The following is a 14,649-nucleotide window of genomic DNA, read 5'->3' as shown; positions in this document are numbered from 1 at the left end:
CGGACTTCTAGTCCGCTCCGCCGGACGGGCCGGCTATGAAGCCGGACAGCGCTTCGGCCTGACGGCGGAAAGCCTCCGTATCCGGAGCAACCAGCTCGACATGGCCGGTGCTTTCCACGATAATCGTGACAGCTGCGTCGCCTGCGGTCAGGGCCTTCTCCGTAAGGGCTTCGGCGAGCGCGGGCGGTGCGATGCGGTCTTCCCGGCCATGAACGCTGACAAACGGCACGCCTATCGGCAGCAGCCGGGCGGGCGAGGTGTCTGCCAGAGGATCCGGGCGCTGGGCGCTCACCGAGCCGGTCAACTGGTCATAGATCGCGTCCAGGCATGATGCCAGCGTGACAGGCCGGGACGCTTCCAGGTCCGCAAGCCCGCCCGACACAACAACGCCCCGGAATGGCAAGGGATCGGGGACCGCCAGCGCGCTTCCCTCGGGCAGGCGGCTGCGCGCAGCGAGCCAAAGGATGAGATGCCCGCCGGCCGAGTGGCCGATCCCGGTCACACGCGACAGGTCCAGATTGAAGTCGCTGGCCCGCGTCAGCAACTCATCTGCGGCGGCACCGGCATCGAGGAAGGTGCCAGGATAGCCGCCGCCGGGTTCGTCAACGCCGCGGTACTCGATATTCCAGACCGCCCAACCTTCCTGCCGAAGGCCTTCTGCCATCCAGTTCATCAGCGTGCGGTCGGCAATGGATTTCTGCCAGCAGCCCCCATGCACCATGACCACAACCGGGTGTGGCCCGCCGCCTTCCGGCAGCCAGAGATCGGCCGTATCAGCCGGCCCATCGCCCCAGCGGACCGCCATTGACGGTTCCGGCCGGGGGCGCCCGGTCAGGTCCGGCCAGGTCATAAGGGCGGCGGGCGATTCCGGCATGGCAGGCTCAGGCAGCGCGGAGGCAGGCTGGGAACCGTCGGGTTGGCAGGCCGCAAGCAGCAGGGTCGCCAGAATTCCGGTCAGACATTTCCACACGCCCTGCTCCCTTGCCGGCAAACCACCGCCCGCTACTCTCGCAGGTTCGGAAAGACAGGCAAGCAAGACAAATGATCCAGATAGCAACATCCCGGGAGGACGCGGCTGCGCTCGACGCGGAGGACCCTCTGGCAGCCAGGCGAGGCCAGTTCGGAATCCCTGCCGGGACGATCTACCTCGTCGGACACTCGCTGGGGCCGCAGCCCACAGCGGCGCGGCAGAAGGCGCAGGCAGCAATGGACGCCTGGCAGCACGACCTCGTCCGGGGCTGGAACACGGCCGACTGGATAGATCTCGCCGATCGCACCGGCGCCCGGATTGCCCGGCTCATCGGCGCAGAGGCCGTAAGCGTGACGGTGACCGACAATGTGTCGGTCAACCTGTTCAAGCTGGCCGTCGCTGCGCTGAGCCTCGCCCGCCAGCCTGTGATCGCCATTGAGGACGACGAATTTCCGACCGATCAATACATTGCGGCAGAGATCGGGCGGCTGCTCGGACTGGACGTGCGCCGGGCTGCACCGGGAGAGGGATTCGCCGCGCTGGGGACAGGCGGTGTGCTGATCAAGAGCGCTGTCAATTACCGCTCGGCGGAAGTGGCTGACATCGCCGCTTATGAGGAGGAAGCCCGGCGGCACGGGGCCATGATCGTCTGGGATCTCAGCCATGCCACGGGCGTGCGCGCGCTTTCGCTCGAGGCCGACGGCGCGTTGATGGCTACGGGGTGTACGTACAAATATTTGAACGGCGGACCCGGCGCACCGGCTTTTGTCTATCTTGCGAGGGACATCGCCAACCGGGTCAGCTCACCGCTGCCCGGCTGGATGGGCCATAAGGCGCCTTTTGCGTTCGACGCGATGTATGAGCCGCGAGATGGCGCCGCGCGGTTTGCCAGCGGGACACCGCCGATCCTGTCTCTCTCCGCGCTTGACGGCGCGCTGGATGCGTTCGACGGGGTTCAGATGTCGGCGCTGCAGGCCAAGGCCGAGGCCCTTGGCACGCTGGCCATCGCACGCGCGTGTGCGTTGGGACTGGACATGCGCTCCCCGGCTGAAGGTCACCGGCGCGGCGGTCATATCAGCCTGCGGATCAATGACGGGTATCCGGTCGTGCAGGCGCTTGCTGCGCAAGGAGTGCTCGCGGATTTCCGCGCGCCGGAAACGGTGAGACTCGGGTTCTCGCCGCTGTTCCTGACCTATGCGCAGGTCTGGGACGCGATGGAGGCCCTCGGCGAGATCCTGCAAAGCCGGAGCTGGGACCGGCCGGAGTTCCACAGGCGCGAGAAGGTCACCTGACCGGGGCTGCTTACACCCTGCGTTTCAGAAATTGACGCGGTCCGACAGGGCGCCATCGACGATCAGGTTGGAGCCGTTTGTGTAGGAGGAAAGCGGGCTCGCGAGAAAAACGGCCGCGTTCGCGATCTCCTGCGGTGTCGCGCAGCGCCCGGTCGGGTTCCGGGAATTGGCCTGGGCGAAGAAATCCGGCGCGTGGGTTTTCACGCGGTGCCAGATGCCGCCTTCGAAATAGACCATGCCGGGCGAAACGACATTGACGCGGACACCGCTGGCGGCGTGCTCGCGGGCAAGGCCCTTGGCCATGTGGATCAGCGCGGCTTTCACCGGGCCGTAGGAATCGCCGCGATCCGCAAGGGCTGCGGAGATTGAAGAGATGATGATGAAGGCCGCATCGCCGCTCTCGGCTGCGGCCTTCTGGAGCGGCCCTTTCGCCGCGTCGAAGGCGTTGACCGCGGCAAGCACATCTAGCTCGAAATTCTGTTTCCAGGCGGCAGGATCGTTGCCCTGCGCCATGGCGCCAGCATTGGAGACGAGGATATTGAGGCCGCCCAGTTCTGCGGTCGCGTCAGCGATCCAGGCTTTCAGCGCGGCCCCATCGGTGACATCGACAGAGCGGCCTGTTGCAGAAACGCCAGCAGCTTTCAGGGCCCCAACTGTTTCGGCCACCTGATCGGCATTGCGCGCGCAGATGCCGACATTGGCGCCTTCGGCGGCCAGCGTGTCTGCAATCGCACGGCCGATGCCGCGGGTGCCGCCGAGAATCAGGGCGCTGCGCGCTTTCAGTTGAAGGTCCATCTGGTGTCTCCGTCCCGTTCTTTGAGTTTCGGGAGGGACACTACCGGCGCTCCCGGCCCTGTCCAGCCTATCTGCCCCCGCGTTTCATGCTGAGGCTGATCCGGCCGCGCGGGACATCTACATCGAGGACGGCGACCGAGACCACCTGCCCGGTCTTTACCACCGTATGCGGATCCTTGACGAAGGTATCGGCGAGTTCGGAGATGTGGACGAGGCCGTCCTGGTGAACGCCGATATCGACGAAGGCGCCGAAGGCGGTGACATTCGTGACGACGCCTTCAAGGCGCATACCGGGTTTTAGATCGCTGACCTTGTCGATGCCGTCCTTGAAGGTTGCCGTGCGGAACTCCGGGCGCGGGTCGCGGCCGGGCTTTTCCAGCTCTTTGATGATGTCCCGTATCGTCGGGACACCGAAGGTCTGGTCGGCAAACTCTTCGGGCTTCAGCTTCGACAGGAAGGCCTTGTCGCCGATGAGGGAGTCGATCTTGCGGCCGGCCTTCTTCGCGATCCGCTCCACGACCGGATAGGCTTCAGGGTGAACGCCGGAGGCATCGAGCGGGTTCTTGCCGTTCATGATGCGCAGGAAGCCGGCGGCCTGTTCAAACGCCTTCGGGCCGAAGCGCGGCACTTTCTTGAGCTCGGCGCGCGATTTGAAGGGGCCGTTCTGCTCCCGGTAAGTCACGATGTTGGCCGCGATCGTAGCGTTAAGGCCGGCAACGCGGGCCAGCAGCGGGGCTGAGGCGGTGTTCACATCGACGCCCACGGCATTCACGCAGTCTTCGACCACGCCGTCGAGCGAGCGGGCGAGCGCGGCCTGGTCGACATCATGCTGGTACTGGCCGACGCCGATGGCTTTGGGTTCGATCTTCACAAGCTCCGCGAGCGGATCCTGCAGGCGCCTGGCGATGGAGACCGCGCCGCGCAGGCTGACATCCAGTTTCGGGAATTCCTTCGAGGCAAGCTCAGAGGCCGAATAGACCGAGGCGCCCGCCTCAGAGACCATGATCTTGGTGAGCTTCAGGTCCGGCAGCTTTGTGCTGAGATCGGCGACGAGTTTCTCGGTTTCCCGGCCCGCCGTGCCGTTGCCGACGCTGACGAGTTCGACCTTGTGGCGCTTGCACAGCATGGCGAGGGTGGTCAGGGCGCCCGCCCAGTCGCGCCTCGGCTCGTGAGGGTAGATGGTGGCGGTTTCGAGGAGCTTGCCGGTCGCATCCACGACGGCGACCTTGCAGCCGGTGCGGATGCCGGGATCGATGCCCATGACGACTTTCGGGCCCGCCGGCGCAGCCATGAGCAGGTCGTGCATGTTGCGGGAGAAGATGCGGATGGCTTCGCGGTCGGCGGCCTCTTTCACGCGGCTGATGACATCGCGGGTCGAGGCGGGCTCGAGCTTGGCTTTCCAGGCGGCTTCTGCGGTTTCCATCAGCCAGTCATCGGCCGGGCGGCACTTCCTGACGATGCCGAACTCGCTGCGGATTTCGCGGATGGCGGGATGCTCGCGTTTCGGCTCGACCGGCACGGCGAGTTTCACTTTCAGCACGCCTTCCTTCTGGCCGCGCAGCACGGCGAGGGCGCGGTGCGAAGGGATTTCGGTGACAGGTTCGTCAAAGTCGAAATAATCGGCGAACTTGGCGCCGTCCTTCTCCTTGCCCTTGACGAGGGTGGAGCCGAGCTTGCCCTGCGACCAAACGGTCTCGCGCACCTTGCCGACGACGCGCGGTGTCTCTGCAATCTGCTCGACGAGGATCTCGCGGGCGCCTTCGAGGGCCGCGTCCCGGTCTGCAACGCCCTTCTTGGCGGAGATGAAGGCTTTGGCCTCATCAAAAGGCGAGAGCGACGGATTGGCGAGGAGGCGCTCGGCGAGCGGGGCGAGGCCGGCTTCGCGGGCGATGGTCGCCTTGGTGCGGCGCTTCTGCTTGAACGGGGCGTAGAGGTCTTCCAGGGCAACCTTGGTGGCCGCCGCCATGATCTCACGCTCCAGCGCGGGGGTCAGCTTGCCCTGCTCGCGGATGGCGGAAAGGACAGCTTCGCGGCGTTTGTTGAGCTCGGTCAGATAGGTCAGGCGCTCGGCCAGCTGGCGCAGCTGGGCGTCATCGAGGCCGCCGGTGCGCTCCTTGCGATAGCGGGCGATGAACGGAACGGTGGCGCCCTCATCGATCAGCTCGATTGCCGCTGCGACCTGCCGCTCGGCCACCCCGAGCTCGGCGGCGATGAGGGCGGCAATCGAGGGCGCTTTGATCGGGGTGGAAGCGGGAGCCTTGGCGGTCATGGAGCGGGTGCCTCGTTAACAAGTCTGACTGGGCTGCCGGAATGGGGCAGAACGCTCCAATTGAAGGGAAATCGTTCACACCTCGTTTACGCTCTGCAGCGCGGTCAATCCAAGAGGCCCTTGCCCCTGCCCCAATCCCTGACGAGATCCGGCCAGGCGGCGAGCGGCGTGCCCTCAAGGCCGCGCAGGCCGAAGCCGTGGCCGCCGGTTTCAAAGATGTGCAGCGCTACGGGCACACCGGCAACGCGCAGCGCCGCGTGCAGAATCAAGGAGTTCTCGACCGGCACGGCGGCATCATCGGCGGCGTGCATGAGGAGGACGGGCGGCATCGACGGGTGCACCAGCGTCTCGAGCGACCAGCTTGCGCTGGCGGCCTCCGAGGGCTCAGGGCCCAGCATATTTGTTCGGGATCCGGCATGAGCATGGGGCTGAGTAAAGGTGACAACCGGGTAGATCAGCGCCGCCCCATCCGGCCGGGCGGAGAGGCTGTCGGCCCGGTCCAGAGGCGCATATACAGCCTCATAGAAACGGGTGGCGAGCAGGCCGGCAAGGTGCCCGCCTGCGGAGAAACCCATGACGACCACCCGGTCCGGGTCGATGCCGTCTTCCGCGGCTCTTGAGCGGATCAGTCGCATCGCGCGCTGGGCATCCTGCAGCGGCGCTGCCGGGCCGGCGGCCCAACCCTGGTGCGGCAGGCGGTAGCGCAGGACATAAACGGTCGCGCCTCGGGACGCGAAATGCCGGGCGCCCTCGAAGCCTTCCTTGTCCATGACGACCCAGCGATAGCCGCCGCCGGGAATGATGAGGATGGCCGAGCCGTCTGGCACGGCAGGCCGAAATATGGTGAGGCTGGGCGCCGTCACATCATGCGCGGCGCGGTCTGGCAGGCCGAAGGGATTGTCGCGGTGGACGATATGTTCGGTGAGGCTTTGCGGGACGCCGCCGGGTGGGCCGTCCGGCCACAGATAGATCACCTCGCCTTCCGTAATTGCGGGTACCGATGGCGCGAACGCGCAGGCACCCGCGAGCATCAGGGCCGCCAGCAGGGATGTCAGCAGGCGGAGCATCGGCCGCCCCTTACCGGAACAGCGCCGGGAGGGTCAGCGAGATGGCCGGGATATAGGTGATGAGGATGAGCGACAGGATCAGCGCCGAATAGAACGGCCAGATCGTGCGCACCGCCTGTTCGACCTTCAGATTGCCGACGGCCGCGCCCACGAAAAGCACCGATCCGACCGGCGGGGTGACGAGGCCGATGCCGAGGTTCAGCATGATGATGATGCCGAAATGCACGGGGTCTACGCCGACCTCCATCACGACCGGCAAAAGGATCGGCGTCGTGATGACGATCAGGGGTGACATGTCCATGAAGGTGCCGAGCACCAGCAGGGTGATGTTGATGATCAGGAGCACCAGCAGCGGGTTGCGCGTGATGGAGGTGATCAGGTCCGCAAGCTGGGCCGGCGCTTCGAGGATGGCGAGGGCATAGCCGAAGGCTGTCGCGGCGCCGATGATGAGAAGCACCATGGCGGTGACCTTCACCGACTGCATCGCCGCTTCGGCAAAGCGCGTCCAGCCGAGCGAGCGATACACGAAGGCGCCGACGAGGATGGTGTAAATCACGGCAATGGCAGAGGATTCCGTCGCGGTGAAGATGCCCGAGAGGATGCCGCCCATGATGATGATGGCGGCCATCAGGCCGGGAATGGCGATGGCGGTGGCGCGCAGGAAGGCGCCCCAGCCGGGAAATGCGCCGCTGGGATAGCCGCGCCGCACGGCCACGAGCCAGGTGACGCCCATGAGGATCAGCGCGGTCAGAACGCCCGGCACGACACCCGCCAGGAACAGGTCACCGATCGGCACGCCAATGCCGGAGGCGGCCGAATAGATGATCATATTGTGCGAGGGTGGAATGAGCAGGCCGACGATGGCGGCGGATGCCGTGACGTTCACGGCGTAGTCTGCGTCATAGCCCTTTTGTTTCATCAGCGGCATCAGCGTAGAGCCCATGGCCGAGGCGCTGGCGATGGCGGAACCCGAGACCGCACCGAACATGGTGGAGGCGCCGACATTGACGAGGCCGAGGCCGCCGCGCGTGCGCCCGAGCATCGCTTCGGCCACTTCCACAAGGCGTTTTGCAATGCCCGAGCGATACATCAGATCGCCTGCAAAGATGAAAAACGGGATGGCCATGAGCGAGAAAACGCTGACGCCGCCAGCGAGGCGCTGGAAGACGACGACGAGCGGGATATCCAGCACAAGGAAGGTCGCAATCGCCGCGCCGAGCAGCGAATAGGCCACCGGCACGCCGAGCGCGAGCAGCGCGATGAGCACCCCCATCAGAACCATCAGCTCCATCTGGGATCCTCCTCATCCTTGATGGGCTGGGCGTTCAGAAGTTCGAGAATGCGCTCTACCGAGAACAGCGCCATCAGCGCGCCGGCAATCGGCAGACCTAGATAGGCAAGGCCGCGCGGGATGCCGAGCGAGGGGACGACATGGCTCCAGGTGCGCAGGACCAGCTCGCCGCCCCAGATAAGCATGGCAAGGCCGCAGAGACCGACGATGGAATTGGAGAAGACCTGCATCGCCTTGCGCGTGCGCGGGCCTACGGCCTCTTCCAGCGCCACGATGCGGATGTGGAACCCCTGACGCACACCGGCGGCCGCCGCAAGCGCCACATACCAGATCATAAGGGTCAGCGCCGCCTGCTCCGACCAGGACGGTGTCGAGTTCAGCACATAGCGGCCGAACACCTGCCAGCCGATGATGGCCGTCATCAGGACGAGTCCGGCGGCGGCGATCTTCACGAGGATGTCGGCGACGACATGGGTGAATTTTGACAGCAGGCGGATCATCCCTCTGCCTCCCCGGCCGCGACGATGGCATCCACAATGCGGCGCGCCTGATCCGTCATTATATACCGGTCCCAGACCGGGCGCATGGCTTCGGCAAAGGCAGCGGTATCTTCGATTTCGTTGACCTCGATGCCGGAGGCGAGCAGCCGGGTGCGCGCATCGGCGACGCGCTGGTCCCAGAGGCCGCGCATGTATGGCACAGACTCCTTTGCGGCTGCGCGCACGAGCGCGCGGTCGGCCTCGTCCAGCTTGTCCCAGCGGCTTTTCGACATGACCAGCACTTCGGGCGCGATGACATGCCGGGTCAGGCTGTAATAGCGGGCGGCCTCGAAATGGCGGCCGCTCTCATAGGAGGGCCAGTTGTTCTCGGCGCCGTCGATGACGCCCTGCACCAGCGCCTGATAGACCTCGGCAATGCTCATCGGGGTCGCGTCTGCGCCGAGCGCGCGGATCATCGAAACGTAGAGATCAGAATTCGGTACACGGATCTTCAGGCCGCGCATATCGGCGGGCGTCCGGATCGGGCGGCGGGTGTTGTAGAAATTCCGGTCGCCGCTGTCATAGAAACAGAGGCCGATCAGGCCGTGCGGCTCCAGCGAGGCGAGGATTTCCTCGCCGATGTCGCTGTCGAGCGCGCGGCGCATGTGCTCGTTCGAACGGAACAGGAAAGGCAGCGCCGGCAGGGTCGTGAGCGGCTCGATGGAGTTCAGCGGGGCAAGGTTGACGCGGTTGAGGTCCAGCCCGCCGAAGACGGTGATTTCGAGCGTGTCCTGCTCCGAGCCGAGCTGGCCGCCGGCATAGATCTTGATGCCGAGGCGCCCGTCCGTGCGCTGCTCCAAAAGGCGGCCCATCTCTTCGACCGCCGCCACGGTCGGATAGCCGCGCGGGTGGGTATCTGTGGAGAGGAACTCGCGGCCCGCCCGCATCCCGCACGCGCTGAGACCGCCGGCAGCCGCGCCCGCGAGGAGCACGTTGCGCCGGCTGATGCCAGGTTTTTCGGCGGTTGCGGAGGTCCGCATCAGTGTTTCCTGCCCCCTCGAGGCGCCGGGCGGCTGGGCCGGCCCAATTATTCTTCTGGTCTTCTTCTGCCGCCCATTTGTGGCGTTTAGGTAACCGGTGTCAATATCTATTCGCCGCGCATGTCAGCGGCGCACATCCAGGCTGCCGCCCGCCATGGCAGCTTCGACCTCGGCTTCGGTCACGCGGTTGAAATCGCCGGGGACGGAATGTTTGAGCGCGCCGGCCGCGACGGCAAAATCGATGGTGTGCTGGGGGTCCCTGCCCGCGATCAGGCCATGAAGGGCGCCGGCGGCGAAAGCGTCGCCCCCGCCGATCCGGTCGATGACGCCGGGCAGCAGGTGCTCCGGCGAAACCCAGCGACCCTCGCGGGTGACGAGTTCGGCGGCGAGGGCCTGATCATCGACCGAGGATTGCTGCCGCGTCGTGGCTGCAACCGCCTTCAGGCGCGGGAAGGCGTCGAAGGCGGCGGCATAGGCCGCGGCGCGGTCAGCAAAAGGCTCTCTCAGGATGAGAGCGATGTCGCGCTCATTGATGAAGGCATAGGTGGCCGAGGCGAGAAGTTCGCGCAGGATGGCCGGGCCGTCGCCGTCCCACGCCTCCCAGAGCAGCGCGCGGTAATTGCCATCGAAGGAGACGGGCAAGCCGGCGTTCACGGCGGCGGCAGCGGCGCGCAGGGCGGCATTGGCTGCCTTCGGGCCGATGGCGGGCGTGACGCCGGAGATGTGGAAGAGATCCGTACCCGGAAGAATCGATGACCAGTCCAGCGCATCCGGCGCGGCTTCTGCGAAGGCAGAACCGGCGCGGTCATATGTGATGGCGGCGGGGCGGCGGACGGCGCCGGGCTCGAGGAAATAGAGCCCCATCCGGCCCGGCGCGCGCTGGACGCAGGCCGTGCCGACGCCGTGGCGTTTCAATTCGCCGAGAGCGGCGCTACCGAGAGGATTGTCCGCGACGATGCTGGCAAAGCTGACATCATGACCGAAGGCGGCAAGCGAGACGCCAACGTTCGCTTCCGCCCCGCCAACGCAGACATCGAGCGACCAGGATTGCAGCAGCCGCTCGCTGCCCGGCGCGGTGAGGCGCAGGAGCAGTTCCCCGAAACAGACGATACGGGCCATCGGCTTGCTCCTCCCCGGCGGGCTCAGCGCGCGAGCCAGCCGCCATCCACGGCAACAACTGTTCCGTGCACATAATCAGAAGCCGCAGAGGAAAGGAATACAGCCGCGCCGCCAAGGTCCGAAGGCTGGCCCCAGCGCCCGGCCGGAATCCGGCCGAGGATTTCGGTGTTGCGCTTTTCGTCCGCGCGCAGGGCATCGGTGTTGTTGGTCGCGAAATAGCCCGGTGCAATGGCGTTCGCATTGATGCCGTACCTGGCCCATTCATTGGCCATCAGGCGCGTCAGGCCCAGCACGCCGCTCTTGGAGGCAGTGTAGGAGGGCACGCGCACCCCGCCCTGGAAGGATAGCATCGAGGCGATGTTGATGATCTTGCCGCCAGTGCCGGCCTCGATCATCGCGCGCGCCGCCTTCTGGCTGAGGAAGAAGAGCGAGCGCAGGTTGATATTCATCACGCTGTCCCAGTCTTCAACCGTAAAGTCGATGGCATCATTGCGCTTGATGATGCCGGCATTGTTGACGAGGATATCGACGCCGCCGAGCGCTTCCTTTGTTTCCTCAATGATACGGTCCAGCGGATCAAGGCTGCCGAGATCGGCCATGATGACATGCGCCTTGCCGCCAGCCTTCTGAACCAGTTCGACCGTTTCATCCGGCGCAGAGCGGCCCACAAGTGCGAGGCTCGCGCCTGCTCCTGCGAGTGCCACGGCGATGCCCTGGCCGAGGCCGGTATTGGCCCCGGTGACGATGGCGGTCTTGCCTTCAAGGCTGAACATGCTGAGGTTCATCGGCTTCCTCCCGAACGACGACAATGATGGTGCGCTGAGCCTGCGCGGCGCCTCAGGATGCGAGCACGCTCTTGATGTAGCCGGAAATCGCCTCGTCCTGCGAATTCGCGAAGAAGTATTCCTGGAATTTCTCGCCCGAGATCGCGGTCTTCAGGAGGTCCTGGTCGATCGTCTTCAGCACGGTCAGCATGTCGTGGCAGGAGGCTTTCTTCAGCTCACTGAGGATGCCGCGATTCTTGGCCATGACTGCGGCGCGCTCCTTCGGATAGCCTTCACCGCGTTTCACTTCGAACAGCTTGCGATAGCAGTCCTGCAGGTTCAGCTCGGCGGCCCAGCCGAAGCCCTTGGCATAAGGCATCGAAATGGCGTTGCCATCATTGATCTGGCCGAACAGGAAGGCGTCGGTCGGGTCGATGATCAGCCCGCAGAAAATTCCCGGCATCGCATTGCACGCAAGGTTCGAGCCCATGCCTGTGCCGCAGCCGGTGACGATGAAGTCGGCGGCTTTCGAATTGATCAGGATGCCGGCGAGAATGCCGATCATCGGATAGGTCAGGTGGGCCGCGTCTTCCGGCGTATACATACCGTAGTGAAACACTTCATTGCCGAGCGGCTCGGCGACCGTTGTCAGCGCGTCGTGCACGATGCTGCTCTTGGCGGCCTGGCTGTTTTCGATGATGAGCGCGATCTTCATGGCGGTGTCCCTTGGCGGCCTTTATTTGGTAACCGGTGTCATATCTGCATCCAGAAGAACCGGCAAGCCGCAATCGGTGTTTTGCGTGGGCAATTCCGGTTCGCGTCAGGCGCGCCCGGCTGGCGCGGCAGTGGACTCGCGCACGACGATTTCCGGCGTGAAGCTGATCACTTCTTCCCGCTCGACGCCTGCCGCCTGTTCCAGCAGCAGCGCCGCCGCCGCCCGGCCCATCTCCCGGATCGGCAGGCGAACCGTGGTGAGCGCTGGCCAGAGCCGCCCGGCAATGGGCGTATCGTCAAAGCCGACAATCGAGACGTCATCGGGAATCCGCAGGCCCGCCTTGCGCACGGCGACATAGGCGCCCGTCGCCATCTCGTCATTGCCTGCGAACACCGCCGTCGGGCGGCGCTTGGCATAGAGCAGCCGCTCCATCGCCTGAAGGCCGGAGTCGAAGGTGTAGCCACCCTCGACCGTCAGGCCGGGATCGAGCGCGCGGCCCGCCTCCTCAAGCGCGCGCTGGAAGCCGCCGCGCCGCTCATGCGCCGAGCGGAAGGATTCCGGGCCATGGATATGGGCGATATGCTCATGCCCGAGCGCGCAGAGGTGCCGCGCGGCCTGGGCGGCGCCCTCGCTGTCATGGGTCAGGATCATCCGGCCGGGTTCGTCGAGCATTCCGGAGGCGATGCGAACATAGTCCACATCATTCGCCCGGAACATTTCGCAAAGCGCGTCATCTTCCGACACGGACGGCGGCAGGATCAGCCCGAAGGGCTTGTGCTGCTGGATGAACTGGCGCAGGCGCCCGGGATAATGATCATCCGTGCGGCTGACGGGGCGCAGGACCAGCTGAAAGTCGGTCTCCTCCAGCGCATCCAGGATGCCCCGCTGCATGTTGACCACGTATTGCGGGCTTGGATTGTCATAAACCAGGCCGACGAGGAACGACCGGCGCAGCGCCAGCGCCCGCGCCTGCGGATCCGGCGCGTAGCCGAGCTCGGCGATGATCGCCTTGACGATCTCGCGGGTGCGCGGCTTGACCAGCGGGCTGTCATTGATGACCCGCGAAACGGTCTTCTTCGACACCTTCGCGATGCGCGCGATGTCGTTGATGGTCGCCCGCCCGTGCTGCCGGAACTCGGCCGCCGCTTCGACAGCGGCGGCGAGCTCGGTCGCGTGATCGGGCTTGATCTCCTGGGTCACCTTAAGGCCTTCTCGAAACCGTAATTGTCTCGTGTTGCCTAGTGGTGGACATTTTGCAAGCGGGCGCCTGTTACCGCCATCGCGGCGAGGCCTCAGGTGCCCCGGCCGCGGGCAGATGCGTCCAGTGCCTCAGGCGACAGAGGGAGCATCGTTTCGAGGTCCCAGAGTGCAGGATCGAAGGCCCTGTAGGTTGGCTCGAACTTCGGATAGCCGCCCACCTGGTTCTGGCTGTCGATGATGTCGCCCCGGCCTTCAGCCGCATTGGCGAAGACGCGCACATCATGCGCATCCCGGTCCCAGGGCCGGGCGCCGGCATTGGCGAGCACGTAGCGTTCGACTGCAACCGCCGGCAGGATCGGCAGGCCGTCCGGCAGCTTCATCGGCGCGGGCGCGTCAATGAAGCTGGCAGGGCCAGCAGTGTAGCGCCCCCGCATCGGCGCCGGATTGCCCCAGCGGTCGACCGCAATATTGTCGCGCTCATACACCGCAAGATCGCCGTCGCCGCCCAGCATCACCATCGGCAGGCCCTTCGGCGTAGACTGGCCGGCCCGCATGACATTGCCGATCAGGTCCATCCGGCCGGTTTCGAAGGGCACGCTGCCCCATTCGAGGCCCTGCAGGTTGTAGTGCACGGCGCGCTGGCCGGGATCGTAGATGAAATTGTTGACGATCTGCCCGTGCACGCCGCCCTTGAAGAGCGGGTTGCGCTCATAATTGTGCGCGTACAGGTTTCCGTACAGCAGCAGGCCATTCACATTGTCATGGATGAGCGAGCCTTTGGAGTGCTCGAACTTCGCATGGGTTGCATCGGCAAGGCCTTCAGCGATCAGGTTGTGGCTGAAGAGGATGTTGTGAGACGTGCCGGCGCGCCATTCATCCGGCGTGTCGCCCGTGAAGCGCGGGCCGGAGGAAGAGAGGTTCTCGTCGGTTGCCCAGGTCAGGGTGCAATGGTCAACGATCACATTCCGGGCCCGGTTTGTGTTGATCGAATCATCATCCCAGCCGGAGCCACGCTCTTCATTGTTATCGCCCGGGCGCACGCGGATGTGCTGGATGATGACATCATGCGTCGTGATGTTGATGCCGCCGCGGATGAGCGTGATGCCCGGCGACGGGGCCGTCTGGCCCGCAATCGTGACATGAGGCTTGGCGACCGGGAGGGTGTCTTTCTCGAGGTCGATCACGCCGGCGACTTCAAACACGATGATGCGCGGGCCATCCTTTGACAGCGCCTCGCGCAGGCTGCCGGGGCCGTGATTGTTGAGGTTCGTCACGCGCACGATCTCTCCGCCGCGCCCGCCGGTCGTGTATTGGGTCCAGTCGATGTCCGGGAAGAACCAGGCAGGCTTCAGCGCCGCAGCAGGCACCGCCGCCTGAGCCGGCTGGGCCGCAGCAGTCAGCGCCGGCGGCGTTGCAACCGCCGTGCTTGCACAGCCCGCGATCAGGACGGCCGCCACCGCGACAGTATATTGAACGGATCTCCGGAATGAGTGTGCCATGAAGCCCTCCTTTTGCGGCGCCGCTGCAAACTGGCACCTTGTGTTTGTTCGCCGTGCCAGAAAAAATCCAGTTGACAGGCCTGCGTTTCGCGAGACTATGACACCGGTTTCCTCCGGTGTCCACACCGCCTTGGTGACCCGATGGACAA

At 65.3% G+C, this 14,649-nt stretch carries 13 protein-coding genes; 1 reads left to right on the top strand and 12 read right to left on the bottom strand.

The window, feature by feature from the left end; all coding sequences use genetic code 11:
• Positions 1-7: 7 nt before the first annotated feature.
• Entirely contained in the window at positions 8-874 is an 867-nt protein-coding gene (locus tag ACK4SV_RS00665; protein WP_409915853.1) for an alpha/beta hydrolase family protein, read from the bottom strand.
• Between the two features lie 167 nt (positions 875-1,041).
• Between ACK4SV_RS00665 and ACK4SV_RS00660 the strand changes: the two genes are divergently transcribed.
• Positions 1,042-2,262, top strand: a complete 1,221-nt coding sequence (locus ACK4SV_RS00660) for a kynureninase (RefSeq protein WP_409915852.1) — start codon at positions 1,042-1,044, stop codon at positions 2,260-2,262.
• Between the two features lie 24 nt (positions 2,263-2,286).
• Here the strand turns inward: ACK4SV_RS00660 and ACK4SV_RS00655 are convergent, their stop codons facing one another.
• From ACK4SV_RS00655 to ACK4SV_RS00605, 11 genes are all read right to left on the bottom strand, one after another.
• Entirely contained in the window at positions 2,287-3,057 is a 771-nt protein-coding gene (locus tag ACK4SV_RS00655) for an SDR family NAD(P)-dependent oxidoreductase (RefSeq protein WP_409915851.1), read from the bottom strand.
• 67 nt (positions 3,058-3,124) lie between these two features.
• A complete protein-coding gene (locus ACK4SV_RS00650) occupies positions 3,125-5,326 on the bottom strand; it encodes a Tex family protein (protein ID WP_409915850.1) in 2,202 nt (733 codons plus the stop codon).
• A 104-nt stretch (positions 5,327-5,430) separates the two neighbouring features.
• Positions 5,431-6,393 (bottom strand): alpha/beta hydrolase, encoded by a 963-nt coding sequence (locus ACK4SV_RS00645; protein ID WP_409915849.1) that lies wholly within the window; start codon positions 6,391-6,393, stop codon positions 5,431-5,433.
• A gap of 10 nt (positions 6,394-6,403) precedes the next feature.
• Entirely contained in the window at positions 6,404-7,684 is a 1,281-nt protein-coding gene (locus tag ACK4SV_RS00640; RefSeq protein WP_409915848.1) for a TRAP transporter large permease, read from the bottom strand.
• Positions 7,675-8,184 (bottom strand): TRAP transporter small permease, encoded by a 510-nt coding sequence (locus tag ACK4SV_RS00635; protein ID WP_409915847.1) that lies wholly within the window; start codon positions 8,182-8,184, stop codon positions 7,675-7,677. Before ACK4SV_RS00635 ends, ACK4SV_RS00640 begins: the two co-directional genes overlap by 10 nt.
• The gene (locus ACK4SV_RS00630; protein ID WP_409915846.1) at positions 8,181-9,203 is read right to left on the bottom strand and encodes a TRAP transporter substrate-binding protein; all 1,023 of its coding nucleotides are present in this window, start codon (positions 9,201-9,203) and stop codon (positions 8,181-8,183) included. Before ACK4SV_RS00630 ends, ACK4SV_RS00635 begins: the two co-directional genes overlap by 4 nt.
• A gap of 123 nt (positions 9,204-9,326) precedes the next feature.
• Positions 9,327-10,322, bottom strand: a complete 996-nt coding sequence (locus tag ACK4SV_RS00625; protein ID WP_409915845.1) for a sugar kinase — start codon at positions 10,320-10,322, stop codon at positions 9,327-9,329.
• 23 nt (positions 10,323-10,345) lie between these two features.
• Positions 10,346-11,107 (bottom strand): 2-dehydro-3-deoxy-D-gluconate 5-dehydrogenase KduD, encoded by a 762-nt coding sequence (kduD, locus tag ACK4SV_RS00620; protein WP_409915844.1) that lies wholly within the window; start codon positions 11,105-11,107, stop codon positions 10,346-10,348.
• Positions 11,108-11,159: 52 nt separating this feature from the next.
• Entirely contained in the window at positions 11,160-11,801 is a 642-nt protein-coding gene (locus ACK4SV_RS00615; RefSeq protein WP_409915843.1) for an RpiB/LacA/LacB family sugar-phosphate isomerase, read from the bottom strand.
• Positions 11,802-11,906: 105 nt separating this feature from the next.
• Positions 11,907-13,001 carry a LacI family DNA-binding transcriptional regulator gene (locus ACK4SV_RS00610; RefSeq protein WP_409915842.1) on the bottom strand — a complete coding sequence of 365 codons (1,095 nt, stop codon included), beginning with the start codon at positions 12,999-13,001 and terminating at the stop codon, positions 11,907-11,909.
• 92 nt (positions 13,002-13,093) lie between these two features.
• The gene (locus ACK4SV_RS00605) at positions 13,094-14,500 is read right to left on the bottom strand and encodes a polysaccharide lyase family 1 protein (protein WP_409915841.1); all 1,407 of its coding nucleotides are present in this window, start codon (positions 14,498-14,500) and stop codon (positions 13,094-13,096) included.
• Positions 14,501-14,649 lie beyond the last annotated feature (149 nt).

Origin of the sequence: Hyphomonas sp. (assembly GCF_046313735.1) — a bacterium.
Lineage (GTDB): Bacteria > Pseudomonadota > Alphaproteobacteria > Caulobacterales > Hyphomonadaceae > Hyphomonas.
Note: the sequence above shows the minus strand (reverse complement) of the source record. Positions and strands in the feature narration are given on the sequence as shown.

Coding starts and splice junctions, on each gene's coding strand:
- ACK4SV_RS00645 (WP_409915849.1), bottom strand. CDS start 6,393: ATGCTCCGCCTGCTGACATCCCTGCTGGCGGCCCTGATGCTCGCGGGT.
- ACK4SV_RS00660 (WP_409915852.1), top strand. CDS start 1,042: ATGATCCAGATAGCAACATCCCGGGAGGACGCGGCTGCGCTCGACGCG.
- ACK4SV_RS00665 (WP_409915853.1), bottom strand. CDS start 874: ATGCCGGAATCGCCCGCCGCCCTTATGACCTGGCCGGACCTGACCGGG.
- ACK4SV_RS00615 (WP_409915843.1), bottom strand. CDS start 11,801: ATGAAGATCGCGCTCATCATCGAAAACAGCCAGGCCGCCAAGAGCAGC.
- ACK4SV_RS00605 (WP_409915841.1), bottom strand. CDS start 14,500: ATGGCACACTCATTCCGGAGATCCGTTCAATATACTGTCGCGGTGGCG.
- ACK4SV_RS00635 (WP_409915847.1), bottom strand. CDS start 8,184: ATGATCCGCCTGCTGTCAAAATTCACCCATGTCGTCGCCGACATCCTC.
- ACK4SV_RS00625 (WP_409915845.1), bottom strand. CDS start 10,322: ATGGCCCGTATCGTCTGTTTCGGGGAACTGCTCCTGCGCCTCACCGCG.
- kduD (WP_409915844.1), bottom strand. CDS start 11,107: ATGAACCTCAGCATGTTCAGCCTTGAAGGCAAGACCGCCATCGTCACC.
- ACK4SV_RS00630 (WP_409915846.1), bottom strand. CDS start 9,203: ATGCGGACCTCCGCAACCGCCGAAAAACCTGGCATCAGCCGGCGCAAC.
- ACK4SV_RS00640 (WP_409915848.1), bottom strand. CDS start 7,684: ATGGAGCTGATGGTTCTGATGGGGGTGCTCATCGCGCTGCTCGCGCTC.
- ACK4SV_RS00650 (WP_409915850.1), bottom strand. CDS start 5,326: ATGACCGCCAAGGCTCCCGCTTCCACCCCGATCAAAGCGCCCTCGATT.
- ACK4SV_RS00655 (WP_409915851.1), bottom strand. CDS start 3,057: ATGGACCTTCAACTGAAAGCGCGCAGCGCCCTGATTCTCGGCGGCACC.